14 protein-coding genes and 1 other RNA gene are annotated in these 15488 nt (G+C 57.4%); 5 read left to right on the top strand and 10 right to left on the bottom strand.

The genetic code is table 11. From position 1 onward, the window contains the following. Positions 1-6: 6 nt before the first annotated feature. From IK083_01715 to rnpB, 8 genes are all read right to left on the bottom strand, one after another. The gene (locus tag IK083_01715) at positions 7-1332 is read right to left on the bottom strand and encodes an HlyD family efflux transporter periplasmic adaptor subunit (protein MBR4748276.1); all 1326 of its coding nucleotides are present in this window, start codon (positions 1330-1332) and stop codon (positions 7-9) included. A 28-nt stretch (positions 1333-1360) separates the two neighbouring features. Further along, positions 1361-2149, bottom strand: a complete 789-nt coding sequence (locus IK083_01710) for a hypothetical protein (protein MBR4748275.1) — start codon at positions 2147-2149, stop codon at positions 1361-1363. Between the two features lies 1 nt (position 2150). After that, on the bottom strand, positions 2151-2945 hold the full coding sequence (locus IK083_01705) for a hypothetical protein (GenBank protein ID MBR4748274.1): 795 nt from the start codon (positions 2943-2945) through the stop codon (positions 2151-2153). 79 nt (positions 2946-3024) lie between these two features. After that, positions 3025-4389 carry a TolC family protein gene (locus tag IK083_01700; GenBank protein MBR4748273.1) on the bottom strand — a complete coding sequence of 455 codons (1365 nt, stop codon included), beginning with the start codon at positions 4387-4389 and terminating at the stop codon, positions 3025-3027. 21 nt (positions 4390-4410) lie between these two features. After that, positions 4411-4944: a hypothetical protein gene (locus IK083_01695; protein ID MBR4748272.1), complete on the bottom strand. Its 534-nt coding sequence runs from the start codon at positions 4942-4944 to the stop codon at positions 4411-4413. A gap of 1 nt (position 4945) precedes the next feature. Continuing rightward, a complete protein-coding gene (locus IK083_01690; GenBank protein MBR4748271.1) occupies positions 4946-5746 on the bottom strand; it encodes a hypothetical protein in 801 nt (266 codons plus the stop codon). A gap of 2 nt (positions 5747-5748) precedes the next feature. Beyond that, positions 5749-6015: a hypothetical protein gene (locus tag IK083_01685; protein MBR4748270.1), complete on the bottom strand. Its 267-nt coding sequence runs from the start codon at positions 6013-6015 to the stop codon at positions 5749-5751. 22 nt (positions 6016-6037) lie between these two features. After that, an RNA gene (rnpB, locus tag IK083_01680) (RNase P RNA component class A) lies at positions 6038-6371 on the bottom strand. A gap of 127 nt (positions 6372-6498) precedes the next feature. Here rnpB and IK083_01675 point away from each other — a divergent pair. From IK083_01675 to IK083_01665, 3 genes are all read left to right on the top strand, one after another. Then, positions 6499-7491: a hypothetical protein gene (locus IK083_01675; protein ID MBR4748269.1), complete on the top strand. Its 993-nt coding sequence runs from the start codon at positions 6499-6501 to the stop codon at positions 7489-7491. 99 nt (positions 7492-7590) lie between these two features. Further along, complete coding sequence (locus IK083_01670) at positions 7591-8907, top strand: glycine--tRNA ligase (GenBank protein MBR4748268.1); 1317 nt, start codon at positions 7591-7593, stop codon at positions 8905-8907. Between the two features lie 24 nt (positions 8908-8931). Continuing rightward, positions 8932-10395, top strand: a complete 1464-nt coding sequence (locus tag IK083_01665) for a hypothetical protein (GenBank protein MBR4748267.1) — start codon at positions 8932-8934, stop codon at positions 10393-10395. A 41-nt stretch (positions 10396-10436) separates the two neighbouring features. Here the strand turns inward: IK083_01665 and IK083_01660 are convergent, their stop codons facing one another. Both IK083_01660 and IK083_01655 read right to left on the bottom strand, forming a co-directional pair. Beyond that, positions 10437-11222 (bottom strand): hypothetical protein, encoded by a 786-nt coding sequence (locus tag IK083_01660; GenBank protein MBR4748266.1) that lies wholly within the window; start codon positions 11220-11222, stop codon positions 10437-10439. Continuing rightward, positions 11219-13150 (bottom strand): glycosyltransferase family 39 protein, encoded by a 1932-nt coding sequence (locus IK083_01655; GenBank protein MBR4748265.1) that lies wholly within the window; start codon positions 13148-13150, stop codon positions 11219-11221. Before IK083_01655 ends, IK083_01660 begins: the two co-directional genes overlap by 4 nt. Positions 13151-13342: 192 nt before the next feature. On the opposite strand from IK083_01655, the gene IK083_01650 reads away from it, so the two are divergent. Then, a complete protein-coding gene (locus IK083_01650) occupies positions 13343-13798 on the top strand; it encodes an RbsD/FucU family protein (GenBank protein MBR4748264.1) in 456 nt (151 codons plus the stop codon). Next, positions 13795-15486: a hypothetical protein gene (locus IK083_01645; protein MBR4748263.1), complete on the top strand. Its 1692-nt coding sequence runs from the start codon at positions 13795-13797 to the stop codon at positions 15484-15486. The genes IK083_01650 and IK083_01645 overlap by 4 nt, the downstream gene beginning before the upstream one ends. The last annotated feature ends 2 nt before the right edge of the window (positions 15487-15488 follow it).

Raw genomic sequence — 15488 nt, 5'->3', positions numbered from 1 at the left:
GGCCTGTCAGGGGAGCAGTCTGGCGGTGATGCCGTTTTTGAGCTGCGGCTGTGAGTCGGGCAGGCTGATGGTCAGCTCTATATATCTCACGTCAAAGGAGCCCTGCTGATTGGTGGCCACTCTGGTGGCAAAATCTGCGGCGGCAGATACTCCGGTGACCGTACCCTTTACCGGGTCGTCGCCCACGGCAGGGATCAGCACTCTGACCTGCTTGCCTATGCCGAATCTTTGGGACATGGTCTCGGGGATATACACCTTGACCCTGTAATTGCTGTCGGAGACTATGGTGAAGAGAGGATAGCCGGCGCTGATGAGCTCGCCCTCCTTGGGTATCACCGTGGAAATATAGCCGTCTGCGGGCGCGGTGATCCGGGAGTCTTCCTTGGCTATGCCTGCCAGATTTGCTCCTGCCTTGGCTGCTTCCTTTTGCCAGGCGGCAGCGCTGGCGTCCTTCAGAGTGAGGTCGGCCTTTTTGAGAGCCTCCCGGGCAGCTCTGACGGCCACCTCGGCCCCTTCAAGAGCCAGCCTGGCCTGCTGCTTCTGCTCGTCACGGGCGCCTTTTTTGGCCAGCTCCAGCTGGGCCCTGGCGGCGTTGACAGCCTCGGTGAGCTGCTCCAGCTCCTCGGGACGGGCTCCCCGCTCCGCCATGTCCAGGTCCTCCCGGGCGGCGTCCAGCTGAGCCTGAGCCTTTTCCCACTGCAGACGGACTTCTTCTTCCTTTTGCTTGGGGACCACGCCTTCCTCATAGAGGGTGGCGACTCTGTCGTAGGCAGCCTTGGCAGTCTCTGCGGCCTTGGCGCTGACGTCATAGGCTATGCGGGCCTTGCGCTTGGTCTCTGCTCTGGGACCCTCCTGGGCCATGCGCAGAGCGGCTTCTTTGGCCTTCAGGTCTGCCTCTGCCATTTTGATCTGCTCGGGACGGGTGGCGGAAATGGCCATTTTGTAGTCCTCGCGGGCGGCCTTGAGCTTCAGCTCCTTGGCCTGCAGGTCGTCTGCGAGGAGCTGCCTTTCTATATCCGCTCCCAAAAGGGCCTTTTCTTCCTGGGCTCCTATGGCGCTCTGGGCGCTGCGGGCCTGGATGAGCTTTTGGTCTATCTCTTTGGTCTCCACTACGGCCAGGAGCTGACCCTTTTTGACATATTCTCCTTCCTTTACGAGAACTGAAGCGAGGCGGCCGGGTATCTTGCTGGCTACGTCGGTCTCGTCGCACTCCACGGTCCCGTCATAGGCCTCGGTGTTTTCCGTTGCGCTGCGCCGTGATATGAGCACGGTGATGGTGGAAAGGCATACTATAAACAAAAGCACAATGGCTATAGGCAACAGCTTTTTCATATGTGGCTCCGTAACAACAGGCTATTCTTTACGAGAGGGGCATTTCCGCTCTGACCCTGAGGAGCATAGCGGGAAAGTTGGAAGAAATGGCTCCTATTCGGGCGGTGATGCCGTTTCTTCGTACAGAGAGAGACAGAGCCTCTCTGACGGTGTTCTCGTCGTCCAGATTCCATGCGAGAAGGGTGATGCGGTATATCCTGGCCAGATAGATGAATTCATCCCGGTCTATATCGCTCAGCTTTGCGTATTTGAAGGCCCAGCCCGAAATGCCGGCTCTGCGCAGAGCGGCAAAATATTCCGCTTTGTCCGGGCATGCGGAGTATTCGTCAAAGTTGGTGCTGACGAAGTAGAAGAAGGCCCGGGTAAAATACTTTTGGGCATACTCCGCATCCTTGAGGCTCCAGACCTCTATGATGTTGCCTTTCTCGGCGTAGCCGACCTCGTCCATGATGCGCTTCAGCTGAGGAGCCGCTTCGGGGTCCTTGAGCTCCAGAATGGACTTTTGGCCGTATTCGGCAAAGAGAGACAGGGCTTCCCGGGCTGTAGGGACCCTGCAGGGGGAATATTTGTCTCCGAATTTGTCTCTGAAGGAGACGTCTATATCCCTGATCTCCTCCAGAGTCATGTCCGATATGGAGCGGTCTGTCCGGCCGGTCCTTTTCAGATTGTTGTCGTGGCTGATGACCACCTGGCCGTCGGCGGACAGTCTGACGTCAGCTTCCACGTAGTCGGGAGCCATCTCCGAAGCGGATCTGTAGGAAGGCAGTGTGTTTTCCGGAAAGTTGCCGGAGTCTCCTCTGTGGGCAAATATCAGCATATTATTCTCCGGTCCGCTGCTTTCTGACCTCCATGCCCATGGCGGGCACGTTGGTGGTGATGCCGCTCAGGCGGGCAGTAGTGGCCTTGCCCTTGACTTCCACGTCAAAGATCCTGTGCATGGTGGCCTCGTCGTCCACGGTCCACAGCACTATGGGCATGCCGTATTTTTTGGCCAGGAACACGTATCTGTTCATCTCCTCCTCGGGCATACCGAAGAGCTCCCCGGCGTTCACGTCCAGACCTCTCAGGCCTGCCTGTCTCATTTCTTTGAAATAGGCGTCCTTGTCCTCGGCGTTTTTGTAGCCGCCCAGAGGAGCCAGGTGGTAGATGGGGGCCTTTTTGAAGTATTTGTAGGCTTCTTTGACGTTGTCGTTGGTCCAGACCAGTATGATGGCCATTTCCTCCCTGAAGCCGGTCTTTTCCATGAGCTTTTTCACCGGGCCGCAGGCGGCGATGGTCTTCATCTCCAGACACACTCTGGCGCCGGTGTCCCTGCAGAGGGTAAGCACCTCTTCCACGGAGGGAACCAGTATGCCGCTGTATTTGTCGCCGAATTTGCCCGGGTAATTGACCTCCACCCGGCGTATCTCGTCAAAGGTCATGTCGGCCACGTTTTTGTCCACGCCGCCGGTCCTGTTGAGATTGCCGTCGTGAAGCATGACGGGCACGCCGTCTTTGGACAGCCAGATGTCCGTTTCGATATAGTCCGCCCCCATCTCGATGGCGCTTTTGTAGGCCTCGAGAGTGTTCTCGGGAAAGGCGGAGGAATTGCCTCTGTGAGCTATGATGATCATGTCAGACCTCCCGGTACCGGCCCATGCCACAGCCGATATCAACAATACCAATATTATTCCGATCAATGCTTTCATTTCGTTATTTCCTTATGGTGCCGCAGTATTTGTCTATGGTCAGCAGACATTTTCTGCCCTGATACATGGCGGCCTTTTCCGCCGCTTCAGCTGCGGAAAGGGCGGTCTGGGCGTCTATGACCTCTATGCCTGTGCCGTTGCCTGTCTCAAAACGCTTTTCGGCCAGACGCAGAGCCTCCTTCGAAAGGACTATGGATTCTCTGGCTGCCTCCAGGGATTTCACAGCGGTCTGCAGCTTGAGGCAGGCGGTGCGTATACCCAGCTCCAGAAGGCTGTCGGTGTTCTCCAGCTCCAGCCTGGCAACGCTTTCCTGCGCTGCGGATTCCTTGATCCGGGACCCGGTGATGCCGCCGTCAAAAATGTTCATGGTCACGTTGAGGCCCACCAGCCATTTGGGCTCGGCGCCGTTGATGTTGCCCGTGAGGAGCTGGCCTGCGGCCATGGCAGATATCTGAGGCCGGGCGCCACCCTTTTCCGCCTTGGTCTTGAAGCCGGCGGCGGTCACCTTGCCCTGAAGGGCTTTGAGGCCGGGATTGTGGTCTCTCGCCAGAGCAAGCAGGGCGTCGGGGTCCTGTTCCCCGGCGTCAAAGGAGAGGCTGTCCGTGAGCTGCAGCTCCGTGTCCTCGTCCAGGGCCAGAATGGTCTTCAGGGCCAGCTCCGCAGCCCGGTGGTCTGTCTCGGCTTCGGAAAGGAGCCTCTCTCTGTCCTTGACGGCAGTGTCCGCTCTGATCACGTCGTATTTGGCCACAGTGCCCACCTCATAAGCCGCCCGGGCCTGCTGAGCGTGGAGGCGGACTGTGTCAAGGGCTTCGCGGTTCACGTCCACCAGGGCGTCCGTCAGCAGAGTGAGCAGATAGTAGTCGGCGGCGCTGAAGGCCTGGTCGTCAATGTCCGACTCCAGCTTCATCTCACCGGCGCCGAGCTCTTCTTCTGCGGCTTTGATGCTGAGAGGCAGCTTGCCGCCGGTATAAAGGGGCAGGGTGTACGCGGCCACGAGATGCACCTGATTTCTGGGACCCAGATAAACGTCGGGAATGCCTCCCAATACCGCGACTACGGGAGCCAGAAGGTCGGCGAGGGCCGGGTTGTCGGTATCCAGCCTGGTGGGAGTAGTCAGCTTTTTGTCCAGCAGGGTGTAGTTGCCGGCCAGAGCCAGAGTCCCGGAGGATATCCCCCTGACCTGATCTACCTTGTGACTTGCGGCTTCAAGAGCTTCTCTTTTGGCCTGTATGCCGGGGTTGGCTGTCTCGCACCGTAGAATAGCCTCCTCCAGAGAAAGAGGCAGGACTTCTCCCGCAAGAGAAACACCTGAGATAAGGCAGAGGGCGAAGCTGATCGCCGCGAGCAGTGTGATGTGATACGTCTTCATGGATGGTCTCTTGTCCTGCCTTTATTGCTCTGCTGCAGGCTCAGGTGCCTCCTGAGGCTCGGCTGCGGGAGCAACAGGCTCGGCAGCGGGAGCGGCAGGCTCTGCGGCGGCCTGCGAGGCGGCCGCGTTTTCGTTGTGCTTCCGGTCAAACCGATTGAGCTGCTCCAACATATCTTCCTTTGACATCTTTTTGGGAGCCGGGGAACTGCCGGACTTTTTGGGCGAGGCGGTCTCTTTGTTTTTGGACGGAGAGGACTTGACCTCTGCCGGTTTTTCTCTCTCTTTTGTGTCTTTTGCTGCCTTGGCTTCTTCTTTCGGCGCCGGTCTTTCTGGCCCGGGGGCCGGCCGCGGCTCCGAAACGGTCTGCGGCTCATCGGATCCGGCGTCACTGTCCGGGGTGATATCCGGCTTTATGTTGGGAGGAGGCAGGGAGCCTGTGTCTCTCTTGCCCTCTCTGTTGCTGTATGAGATCACAAAGGCAATGCCGCATACGATGATGAGAAGGATCACCACCAGCGGGACATTGATGGAAGAGTCTTTGCGTTTGTTTGCCATGTCATACTCCGTTATATGCAAATAAGCTGCCAAGCAGCATGTTGATGATACTGTTGTCTATGCCCAGGGCCGACAGGGTGGACAGAAGTGCGCCCACGATGATAAACAGGGCCAGAGTCGCCTTGCCCAGATCCTGCCCCGAAAGGCTGCCCAGCATAGTGGGCTCCCGGGAGAGATAGGCGGCGGCTGCAAAATATTCGTCGCCGATGATGGTGTAGTCGCAGGAGGCCAGGAAAAACGGCACCTGTATGGTCTCGGGCGTGCCGGCTATCTGGATGGCTCCCTGCTGCTGCCCGTTTTCCGTGAGGATCAGGGCCTCTCCGGCAAAATAGCCCATATACACCACAGAGGCGGGCTTTTCCCTGTGGGTAAGTCCCACTACCGCAGAGGTGTATGCGAACTGGTTGTCCGACAGATATTTGCTGTTTTCGGGGTCATAGAGGTCGGGCACGCCCATTTCCTCATAGGCTTCCTTGGTGACCTCATTGCCCGCAGCGAGAAGCAGCGAATCGGAATAGGCTGATACCAGCCTGGAGCCGAACACGGCGGAGCGCCGTGCAATATGGCTCATGATGGCAAGGCTCTGAAGCCCCACGATGCCGAAGCCGGACATGCCGAAGCAGTAGAGCAGGGGCTTGCCCATCTCGGTGCTCCTGCCGATGGCCTCGTCAATGGCGTTGAGGCCGGAGATGCGCCTGATAAAGAGCTCCCTGCCGCCTCTGGCCTGAAATATCCTCAGCAGTATGAAAAATATGAGCAGCGTTTCCAATACGTACACGGAAAGCGTAGCGTGTGATGCCATAATTAGTCACTCCCGGCCTTTTCTTCCAAGGCCCTGATCAAAAGCTCGACGTTGCGTCTGTCGGACAGCACCTCCGACAATACCTTCAGCTTGTCGGCGGAAAACACCGCGCCGAGAAAGGGTATGGAGGCGGTGACAGCCGCTCCGTTGAAGAGCGCCAGAGGCTTGTTGGTCTCCAAAAACAGGATGGCCGGGACCTCCAGCTTCTTTTTGTGGATGTATTCGGCTATCTCCTCTATCTGTCTGGTAAGCTTTTCCTCGTCTGTCAAAATAAGCGCCGTCCCAAAAACAAGAGATAGCAGGCCTGTAAGCCGGGTTCTGTAATAGGCAATCATCTGTCTCGGACCGGCATTGCTGCCGGCCTCCAGCGGTACTACCCGAAAGCTCCGGCGGGCCGCCGGATGCAGCTTTCCTATTTGACCTTGCTTCGGATGGGGTTTACCAGGCTCCCGCCTCTCGGCGGGACCGGTGGTCTCTTACACCGCCGTTTCAGCTTTTCCGGAAGACCGGAGTTTTCTTTTCTGTGGCACTTTCCCTGGCATCGCTGCCGGCTGCTGTTAGCAGTCATCCTGCCCTCTGAAGCCCGGACTTTCCTCACGTATAGTGCGATTGCCCGGCCTGCTATAATATTATTATATCAGATTTCACGCCTGTTTTACAAACAAAACGGCCTGATGTGCTATAATATATGAGGGCCTGCGAATGAAAACCGTGGGGTCCTGCGATCCAATCGTCATTACACAGGAGGCTACATGTTCTTCATTCTGCTTATATCCCTTGCGGTCATACTGTCCGGCAGGGCCTATGCCCGTGTATTCAAAGGCCAGCTGCATCTGCACACCAATCTGTCCGACGGCGACGGCGACCCGGATCTGGCTGCCCGGACTTACGGGGAGCTGGGCTTTGACTTTGCGGCCTTCAGCGATCACTCCGTGTATTACGATCCCGCCCTGTCCGTGAAGCGCAAGCCCGAGGGGCTGCTGCTTCTGGGCGCTCAGGAGCTGTCCTTTATGTGCAGGAACAGGATGGGGACTCTGGTCCCGTTTCACGCCAACGCCATAGGCATCCACGCCGGGATCCGGACGGAAGAGATACGCGATTCGCTTGCCCGGCAGGCAGGGGCCTGTGTGACCGACACTCTGGCAGCGGGCGGTATCCCCATGCTGAACCACCCCAATTTCCGCTACGCCTATTCCTTCGACGAGATACTGCATATCACTGAGCCCTATCTCATGGAGGTCATCAACATGCATTCAGGCGTGCCCAACGAGGGCTCGCCCGCTTTTCCCTCTCACGAAAGGATCTGGGACACGCTGCTCACCGCGGGACGCACTGTGTACGGCACCGGCACGGATGACGCTCACGTCTATGACTCTTCGCTGCGCCACAGACGCAATTCGCCGGGAATGGCCTGGATAATGCTGGAGGCGGAGTCCCTGACCGAGGAAAACGTACTCTCCTCTCTGAGAAGGGGCGCCTTTTACTCCACCACCGGGCCGGAATTGGAGTCCTGCCTCCTCTCCCGGGATCGGGCCTCTGTCAGACTGAAGGATGCCGACAGGAGCTATCGCATCGAGTTCATAGGGCGTCATGGCGCGCTCCTCAAAGCGTCGACGGGCCCCGAAGCGGAATACGAGATAAAAGGGGACGAGATGTACGTCAGGATCAAGGCTTATGATACCGGCGGCAACGCGCTGCTGACCCAGCCCGTATTTCTGGACGGCAGGCAGACCGTCATAGAGTGACCGTCTCCTTCGTTTGACAAGAAAAGCCTTTTTATAATATAATTTAATTGTTTACGATCATTCTGCGGGATAACGCATAAAAGACAGGAGTTGCCTATAATGACAGATATGGAGCAGATAGTGTCCCTGTGCAAGAACCGGGGCCTCATTTTTCAGTCTTCGGAGATCTACGGAGGTCTCGCCAGCACCTGGGACTACGGTCCTCTGGGCATAGAGCTGAAAAGAAACGTAAAGGAAGCCTGGTGGCGGGATATGATCTCCAACCGTGAAGACACGGTGGGTATAGACGCCGCCATACTCATGCATCCCAGAGTCTGGGAGGTGTCCGGCCACGTGACCAACTTCAACGACCCTCTGGTGGACTGCAAGCAGTGCAAGCAGCGCTTCAGGGCAGACCATCTGGACAACGTGAAGGTGTGCCCCGAATGCGGCGGCGAGCTCACAGAGGCCAGACAGTTCAACTGTATGTTCAGGACCAATATGGGGCCCGTGGAGGAATCCGGTACCACCATATACATGAGACCCGAGACTGCTCAGGGTATTTTTGTCAATTTTCAGAACGTGCAGAACGCCACCCGCAAAAAGCTGCCCTTCGGCATAGGACAGATAGGCAAGTCTTTCAGAAACGAGATCACCCCCGGCAACTTTACCTTCAGGACCAGAGAGTTCGAGCAGATGGAGATGGAGTTTTTCTGCATGCCCGGGACCGATGACGAATGGTTTGAGTATTGGGTAGGCGAGAGATACGCCTGGTATCAGAAATACGGCATTTCCCGGGAGCACCTGCAGCTGCGGCCTCACGATCCCGCAGAGCTGGCCTTTTATTCCAAGGGCACCACTGATATAGAATATCTGTTCCCCTTCGGCTGGGGCGAGCTGGAAGGCATTGCCAACAGGACCGATTATGATCTGGGCAGACATTCCGAGGGCTCCGGGAAAAAGCTGACCTTCTTCGACGAAGACAAGAAGGAGCACGTCATACCCTACGTCATAGAGCCCTCCGCCGGCTGCGACAGGTCCATCCTGGCCTTTTTGTGCGAAGCCTACACCGAGGAAGAGGTGCCCAAGGGAGACAAGACCGAAAAACGCACCGTGCTGAAGTTTGCCAAGGAGCTGGCTCCCATCAAAGCGGCAGTGCTGCCTCTGAAGCGCAACGAGCCCCGGATAGTGTCCACTGCCAAAAAGCTGGTCGGCGACCTGCAGAAGACCATGGCCGTGCAGTATGACGACACGGGCTCCATCGGCAAGCTCTACAGACGGCAGGACGAAGTGGGTACCCTCTGGTGCGTCACCGTGGACTTTGACACCATCGAGGGAGACGGCTGCGTCACGGTCCGGGACAGAGACACCATGGAGCAGACCAAGGTATCCCTGGACAAGGTCAAGGGTTATCTGAGAGACCGGCTGGATGAATAGAGGCTTCCGGCGCCTCGCAGCGATATGACACCTTATTTTTCTCACCGTTCCTGTTACGTGAACCTGGCGGAGCATCTCCAGAACCACTGGAATGCCAACGTCATATTTCCCGACGCTCCCAATCGCTGGTCCTCGGAGGATTGGCGACGGTATTGCGTCATGCTGAAGAGCTTTGGCTTCAACGTGCTGGAGTTCTGGCTGCCGCCCACCATGTTTTCCCGGGAGGCACTCGCCGGAGAAAAGGTGCAGGCAGATTTTACCCGGGAGATCAACAGGGCCATCGCGGCCGCTCACGAAACCGGTCTCAGGGTCAAGGTGCTGATGATCATCAACACCATAGGCCAGAAATGGTTCTTTGCCTGCCCCAACGTGCCCGAAGAAAAGCAGCTCATTCTCAGCCTGTGGGATCACTGGTCAAAGGCCCTCTCGGAGCCGGATATCATCTGCATATTCCCCGGAGATCCCGGGGGCTGCGCCAGACACGGCTGCACTCACGAGGAGTATATCGACACTTCTCTGGAGATCGCGGGCATCATCAAGGCCAACCGCCCGGAGACCAGAGTGAGCCTCAGCACCTGGGGAGCGCCCTTCTCCGGATGGGGGACCGATTCCTTCCCCATGTCCGACGACTCGGACACCTGGGCAAAGATGGAGCAGGAGTTCAAAGCGTCCGGCTGGGAAATACCCATCTGGAACGGCAGGATGGACAGAGCAAAGGCTGCCATGGAGTATCTTCTGGCCCGGCTGGACCGGTTCCCGGAGGATACCTTCGTGGAGATCAATCTGGGCTTCAGTTCCAACGCCACCTACGAGCAGGGCGGTCCCGCCAAGAAGTGGGCCAGGGAGATAGCCAAAAAGAGAGAGATCATCACCTGGGATTATTCCCTGTCGGAAGGAGAGCTCATCACTTATCCCCACTGGCGCCTGCCCAGAATGTCCCAGAAGATCAGGGAATGGCGCTCGTCGGCGCCTTATTCAGGCGGCATGAGCTACACCATGACTCCCAAGCTGAATCTGATGTCCCAATACGCGGCGGCCAGGCTCATGACCGATCCCGATGCGGACCCGGATATGATATCCGGTGATTTTTGCGCTCAGGTATTCGGCGAAGAGCACAGGGCTCTGGGCGAGCTCTTTGAAGCCTTTGAGATAGTGGACACGGGCTGGGGCCACTTCCCCAGGCATCAGTGGTCCCGGCAGGCTCTGAGAGAGACCTACGGAGAGATGATCGAGCATCTGGAGGCAGCCGACGTGTCCCGCTGCAGTCTGCCTCTCTTTCCGGATCCGGAGGAATACAGGAATGACCTGCTGTGGTTTGCCCGGATATTCCTGGAGCTGGCAGGAGACGACCCGGACAGGCAGTCTGTGAGACAGAGGTATTGGGAAAAGAGCATGAAGATATACGACTATATCCCCATGTCGGAGGACAAGCGGGCAGACTTTTCTGCGGATCTGTTTGCGGATCTCCTGAAGAACAAGCCTTATTAGACCGGGCAAGGACCGGCGCGCGATATTCGCGCGCCGTTTTTTTATCTGTCGAAGGTCTCCCGGGTCCCGTCGCCGTAGGTGACCTCCGCCTTTGAAGGGGTGAGCCTGCCGGATACGGGAACAGGGTCTTCGGAGCCTATGTTGAAGGAACGCAGGTATTCCCGCAGGGTCCTGCGGACTATGACGGCTCTGCCGTCCTCAATGGTCCTGACGCGGGTGTCGAGAGTCAGCTTTTCGTTGGCATGCAATACGGTGACGCCGGTGGTCACCAGAGTCAGCAGGCACTGCTTCGGGCCGTCCTCGGCATCATACACTGTGTCTCTCTTGGGCTTGCTGTGCAGCGGGTCAGTGAGGTCTGCTGCCCACAGGAGAGCGCCTTTTTTGTCTCTGAGCCACAGCAGATCGTGGCCCTTTTCCAGCACGAAGCTGCCTATCTGCTGTTTGTCGGTGACCAGAGCTCCGGGCATGTGGTTTTCCCTGAAGAAGAGAGAGGTGCGTCCCCGGCTTTTGGGCCGGGAATCTATGATGATGAGGTCCGGGGCTTCGTGGATGTTATATACCACCCGGTCCGTGTCGACCATATATTCCCGGGCGTATTCGGGAGCGTCGTCCTTGTCCACGGGAGTGCCCTCCGCAGGGGTCCCCAGAGGTATATCTGCGCTGTCCCGGGAGGAGGATGACTCCTCCGCAGCAAGGAGGGTGAGCAGGGCTCCCGCTCCCCGGGCGGCCTTTTTGTGTCCGGAGAGTCGTTGATAGTATATATACCCGCCGGCTCCCGCGCCGAGAAGGACAAGGATGATGCAGGCGACAAGCAGCTTTTTCTTCATTTTTTCGGCCGGATGACCCGGAAGAGGAAGACCTGTGACGGGTCATAGCGCTCTTCCGGAAATACCTGAGCGAGATAGCCTGCGTCTATGGCTTCAAATATGCGGAGATTGTTGCCTGCCGCAGATTCACGCCGGCCTATGCCGGGATAGCCGAAGGACACCATGGCGTGAGTACAGCCGTTATCGAGCAGATTCTCGGCCAGCTCTTCCGGCGTCTCGTATTCTTTGTTGAAGGGCAGGTTGTGGGAAGAATCGGCCCATACGTAGGGCTTGTCCAGATAAAAGCCCCGGGTATCTCCCAGAAGAGCCACCTTCATATCCTTTTCCTTCAGGCTGTTGACGAACATATCGGCTCTGTAGGGACTGAAATATTTGGTGACGTATTCCTTTTGGGTGATACTGCCGGTGACTACGGCAAACCGCTCCATCCTGAAGGCAGTGGTGTTCATCTGCAGAAGTGTGATGCCTGCCGACAAGAGAAAGATGGCCGTCAGGACGCCTCTTACGGCTCTGATGCCTCTGATGCTGTGTATGACGGCGGCGATGAATATGGCCGAGTAGATGAACATGGGCAGGAGGTATCTGCTCTGATGGGTAAGGGCGAACCAGATGACGTATTGGAGCAGTATCATGGCTCCCAGCCCCGTCAGCTTGCGGCCCCGGGTCTGCACCAGCAGGCACAGACAGGGGAATATCATCAGTATCACAGGGCCCACGTAAAGCCCCGGCTGATCATAAAAGAGCTCTGGATTGGTGGTCATTTTGATGGGAGTCAGCACGAAGCCTCTGATGCTGTGGCCTGCTCCGAAGAGACTTTGCTTGAAGGCGTAGACGTCGGCCAGCGCCCGGTCCCAGCCTCTGCCGCCGAAAAGACCGTAAAAGAAGGGATATACGGGATTGCCGGTGTATATGAAGGTCTTCAGATACCAGGGGAGACACACGAGGACAGCCGGCGCCAGCATCCAAAGGAGAGCCTTCAGAGGGAAGCGCTTTTCCCGGATCAGGCTGTCGCCTGCCAGCCACAGAGCAAAAATAAGCATGAACTGCAGGCCGGTGAATTTTACCGAGGCCTCTATCCCCAGAGCCAGTCCCAGGCCCAGAAGATCACCGGGGCGTCGGTGGTCCAGATAGCTGAGCATGAATGACAGAGCCAGCACCGAATACAGGCCTGTCGCTACGTCTATATAGGCAGTGGAAGCCAGCCAGAGATATATGGGCATAGAGGCAATGGCAAGGACCGTGACGGGGACGCTCTGCTTGCCGAAATGCCGGGAGACAGTATATCCCGCCGCGCAAATGGTGAATATGCAGAACACCCAGCTCATGAGCTTGCCGCCCACAGGATGACCCAGAAATATGGCCGGGATATACAGCAGCTCCTGAAACATGGGGAAATTGGAGTGGGAGATGCCGTCTATCCTGAAAAAGCCGCCGTGCTGGAGAAACATCTTGGGCACGGACAGATGATAAGCCAGAGAATCCCAGTCGTCGCTGACGGAGGGAGCGAGAGCGTTGATGAGACAGAGAAGCAGTATCAGGCTCACTATGGCGTATATGAGCATATGGAGCCGGTTGGCCCGTGGGGCCTGCGCAGCCTTCTTTTTGCCGGCGGCCCCGGCAGCGTGTCTGGCCATGGCCCTTTGATATGCGGAGAGCAGCATCCGGCAGGCTGTGACGCCGCCCCGGACTGCGCCGATGAGCAGGAGGGCCAGCAGGGCGTATATGCCGGGAGAGGAGTAGAGGTGAAGGGCTCCAAAAGCAAAACAGACGAGGGATACGAAGCCCAGACCCAGAGACGTGTCTGTGACAAACCTTTCGCCGGCGCTTTTGTCGCCGCCGGATGTGAAACGCTCGACGAGGAGCCCGGCGCCAAAGCCGGCAAGCACTATGGTAAGACAAATGATGATACTGATAAATGATGAAAGCATCGGGTCCGCCTTGATGTCGTTATCAAAAATATTATAGCATATTTTCGGAGATACTGCCCGGATGGGGAATTTGTCCCTGTCTGTTGTTGACACGGCGCGTATTATTCTGTAAAATATATACGACAAGCGGCGTCCCGGGCCCCGCGCCTCTGATGGCGGGCTCCCCGGCGCAGCAGTATCAGGAGACGAAAAGTGCTGAATAATATACCCAAGATACTTACCGGCGACATGCTCAAATGCCTGTCGGACATGGGTCATGGCGATACCCTTATCATAGCCGACGCCAATTTTCCGGGCGAGCGTATAGCCCGCTCCACCGCAACGGGCGTGCTGATCCGCTCCCAGGGCTGCGGAGCGTCGGACCTCTTTGAGGCCATATCCGGCCTGCTGCCTCTGGACTTTGACTATACCGCTTATCCGGCCTGCGTCATGGACCTGACCCCTTCCGACAGGGAGAAGGGCATGGCGGACCCGGAAATATGGGCGGAGTTCACCGCCACCCTTAAAGGCCTCAGGCCAGACGCCGGGCTGGGACTGGTGGAGAGGCAGGAGTTTTACAGGCGTGCGGAGAAGGCCTATGCCGTGATACAGACCGGCGAGGAGCGTATCTACGGCAATCTGCTGCTGGTCAAAGGATGTGTGCTGTGAAAACGCTGTATATTTATACCCCCGAGCCCTCCGCTTCTCCCGAAGAAGCCTACGACCGCTCTCTCATACTGGCCTGCCTGCAGGGTCTGGTCAACAGACAGGAGCCCTGTCTCTACGTGATCCCCCGGGAGGATCCCTGCGCTCGGCACAGCCGCATCAGGGTGCCTTCAGCCCGGTTTTGGCTGGACGTGATGCAGTCCGGAGGCAGATGGCTGTCCGAATACGAAAGAGTCACCCTGGATTCGCTGGATGAGGTCTTTCATCTGGCCCGGCAGCTGGTGAAAGGGATCGTGGTCTGGGACCCCATGGTGCCCGCCACAGTGAATCTGGCCACCACCTTTGCGGGTCTGGAGGACTCTTTGGTCATGAGTCCTGAGCAGGCTCAGGTGTATTCGGACAAGTGGCAGCTGCCCATAAAGGAAGACTTCAGGGGCAGGTTTGACGGCTCCGTCACCGGCTCCGCCAAGAACGACGCATACAGATACGCCATCGGGGAATACCTTCCCCGTTGTTCGGTGAAATATCTGTATCTGTATGAAGACGCCTGGCAATCCAGGAGCGCGGGCTCTGTGCGCTATACTATCACCAGAGACTGGTCCGTCATGAACAGAGGCTTTGTGTACGATCTGTCCCCCTGGGGCGATGAGCCGCCGGCGGATGACGAGGGGCAGAGGCTCGGGACCGATCTGGAGACCTATCGGATGATGCTTCAGGCTCTGGATGAGCGCCGGGGTCCCGGAGAGTTCACCGAGGTCTGCGGCTTTTTCTGCTTCAACAAGTATTCCCGGCACGGAGGCCACCGGTCCAGTCACGAGCCCGTGCCTACCGAATGGGAGACGGTCTACGTCATAAGCCCCTATAATTGCTATCAGAACACTGTGGCCAGCGACTGCTACAATCAGTCGGTACACTCCCACTTTGTTCCCCGGAAGGTGAGGCAGGGGAGACCGAAGCTCATCGAGCCCGATCCCACCAAGACCTACGTGTCCGTATTCATGGCGGATTATGACAGCGCCACGCCTCTCTATGATTTTCTTCCGGAATACTGGTCCGACCCGGAAAGAGGCTCCGCGCCCTTTACCTGGGGCATCAACCCATCTCTCGCCGACACCTATCCCGATATCATGGACTATATCTACGAGACGAGAACGGATGCCGACGTCATAGCCGCCGACGCCAGCTGCGCCGGCTACTTCAATCCCAACAGGATACCCGCGGAGAGGCTCCCGGCCTTTGCAGCCCACAACAAGAAGTATTATGACCGGTACGATATGAGCCTGTCGCCCATGGTGCTGGACTGGGATCAGCCCACCGGCCCTGTGAAGGACGCCTTCAGGACCTTTTCGCCCGACGGCTTTGCCACCATAGTCATGGATATGCACATGGAAGGCGGAGCCGCTCCCGCTGACCACAACTGGAAGCAGATGCCCGTCACCACACTGGAAAACGACCTGTGCAACTTTGCGTCCACGGAGAAAAATGCCGGAGTGTTGGCCGGGCTCCTTCGGGGACCCCGGGACGGCAAGCCCGGACATTTGATCTTCAGGATAGTCTGGACCTCCCCCTCGGAGGTGATAAAAATACTGGAGAGGACCCGGGAGCTGAGGCCAGATCTGGATATAGAGGTGGTGGACGGCTACAATTTTTTCAATATATGCAAGAATATCTTTGACGAAAAAGGAGAGTAGAA

It is taken from the genome of Abditibacteriota bacterium, from assembly GCA_017552965.1.
Classification (GTDB): Bacteria; Armatimonadota; UBA5829; order UBA5829; family UBA5829; genus RGIG7931.
Note: the sequence above shows the minus strand (reverse complement) of the source record. Positions and strands in the feature narration are given on the sequence as shown.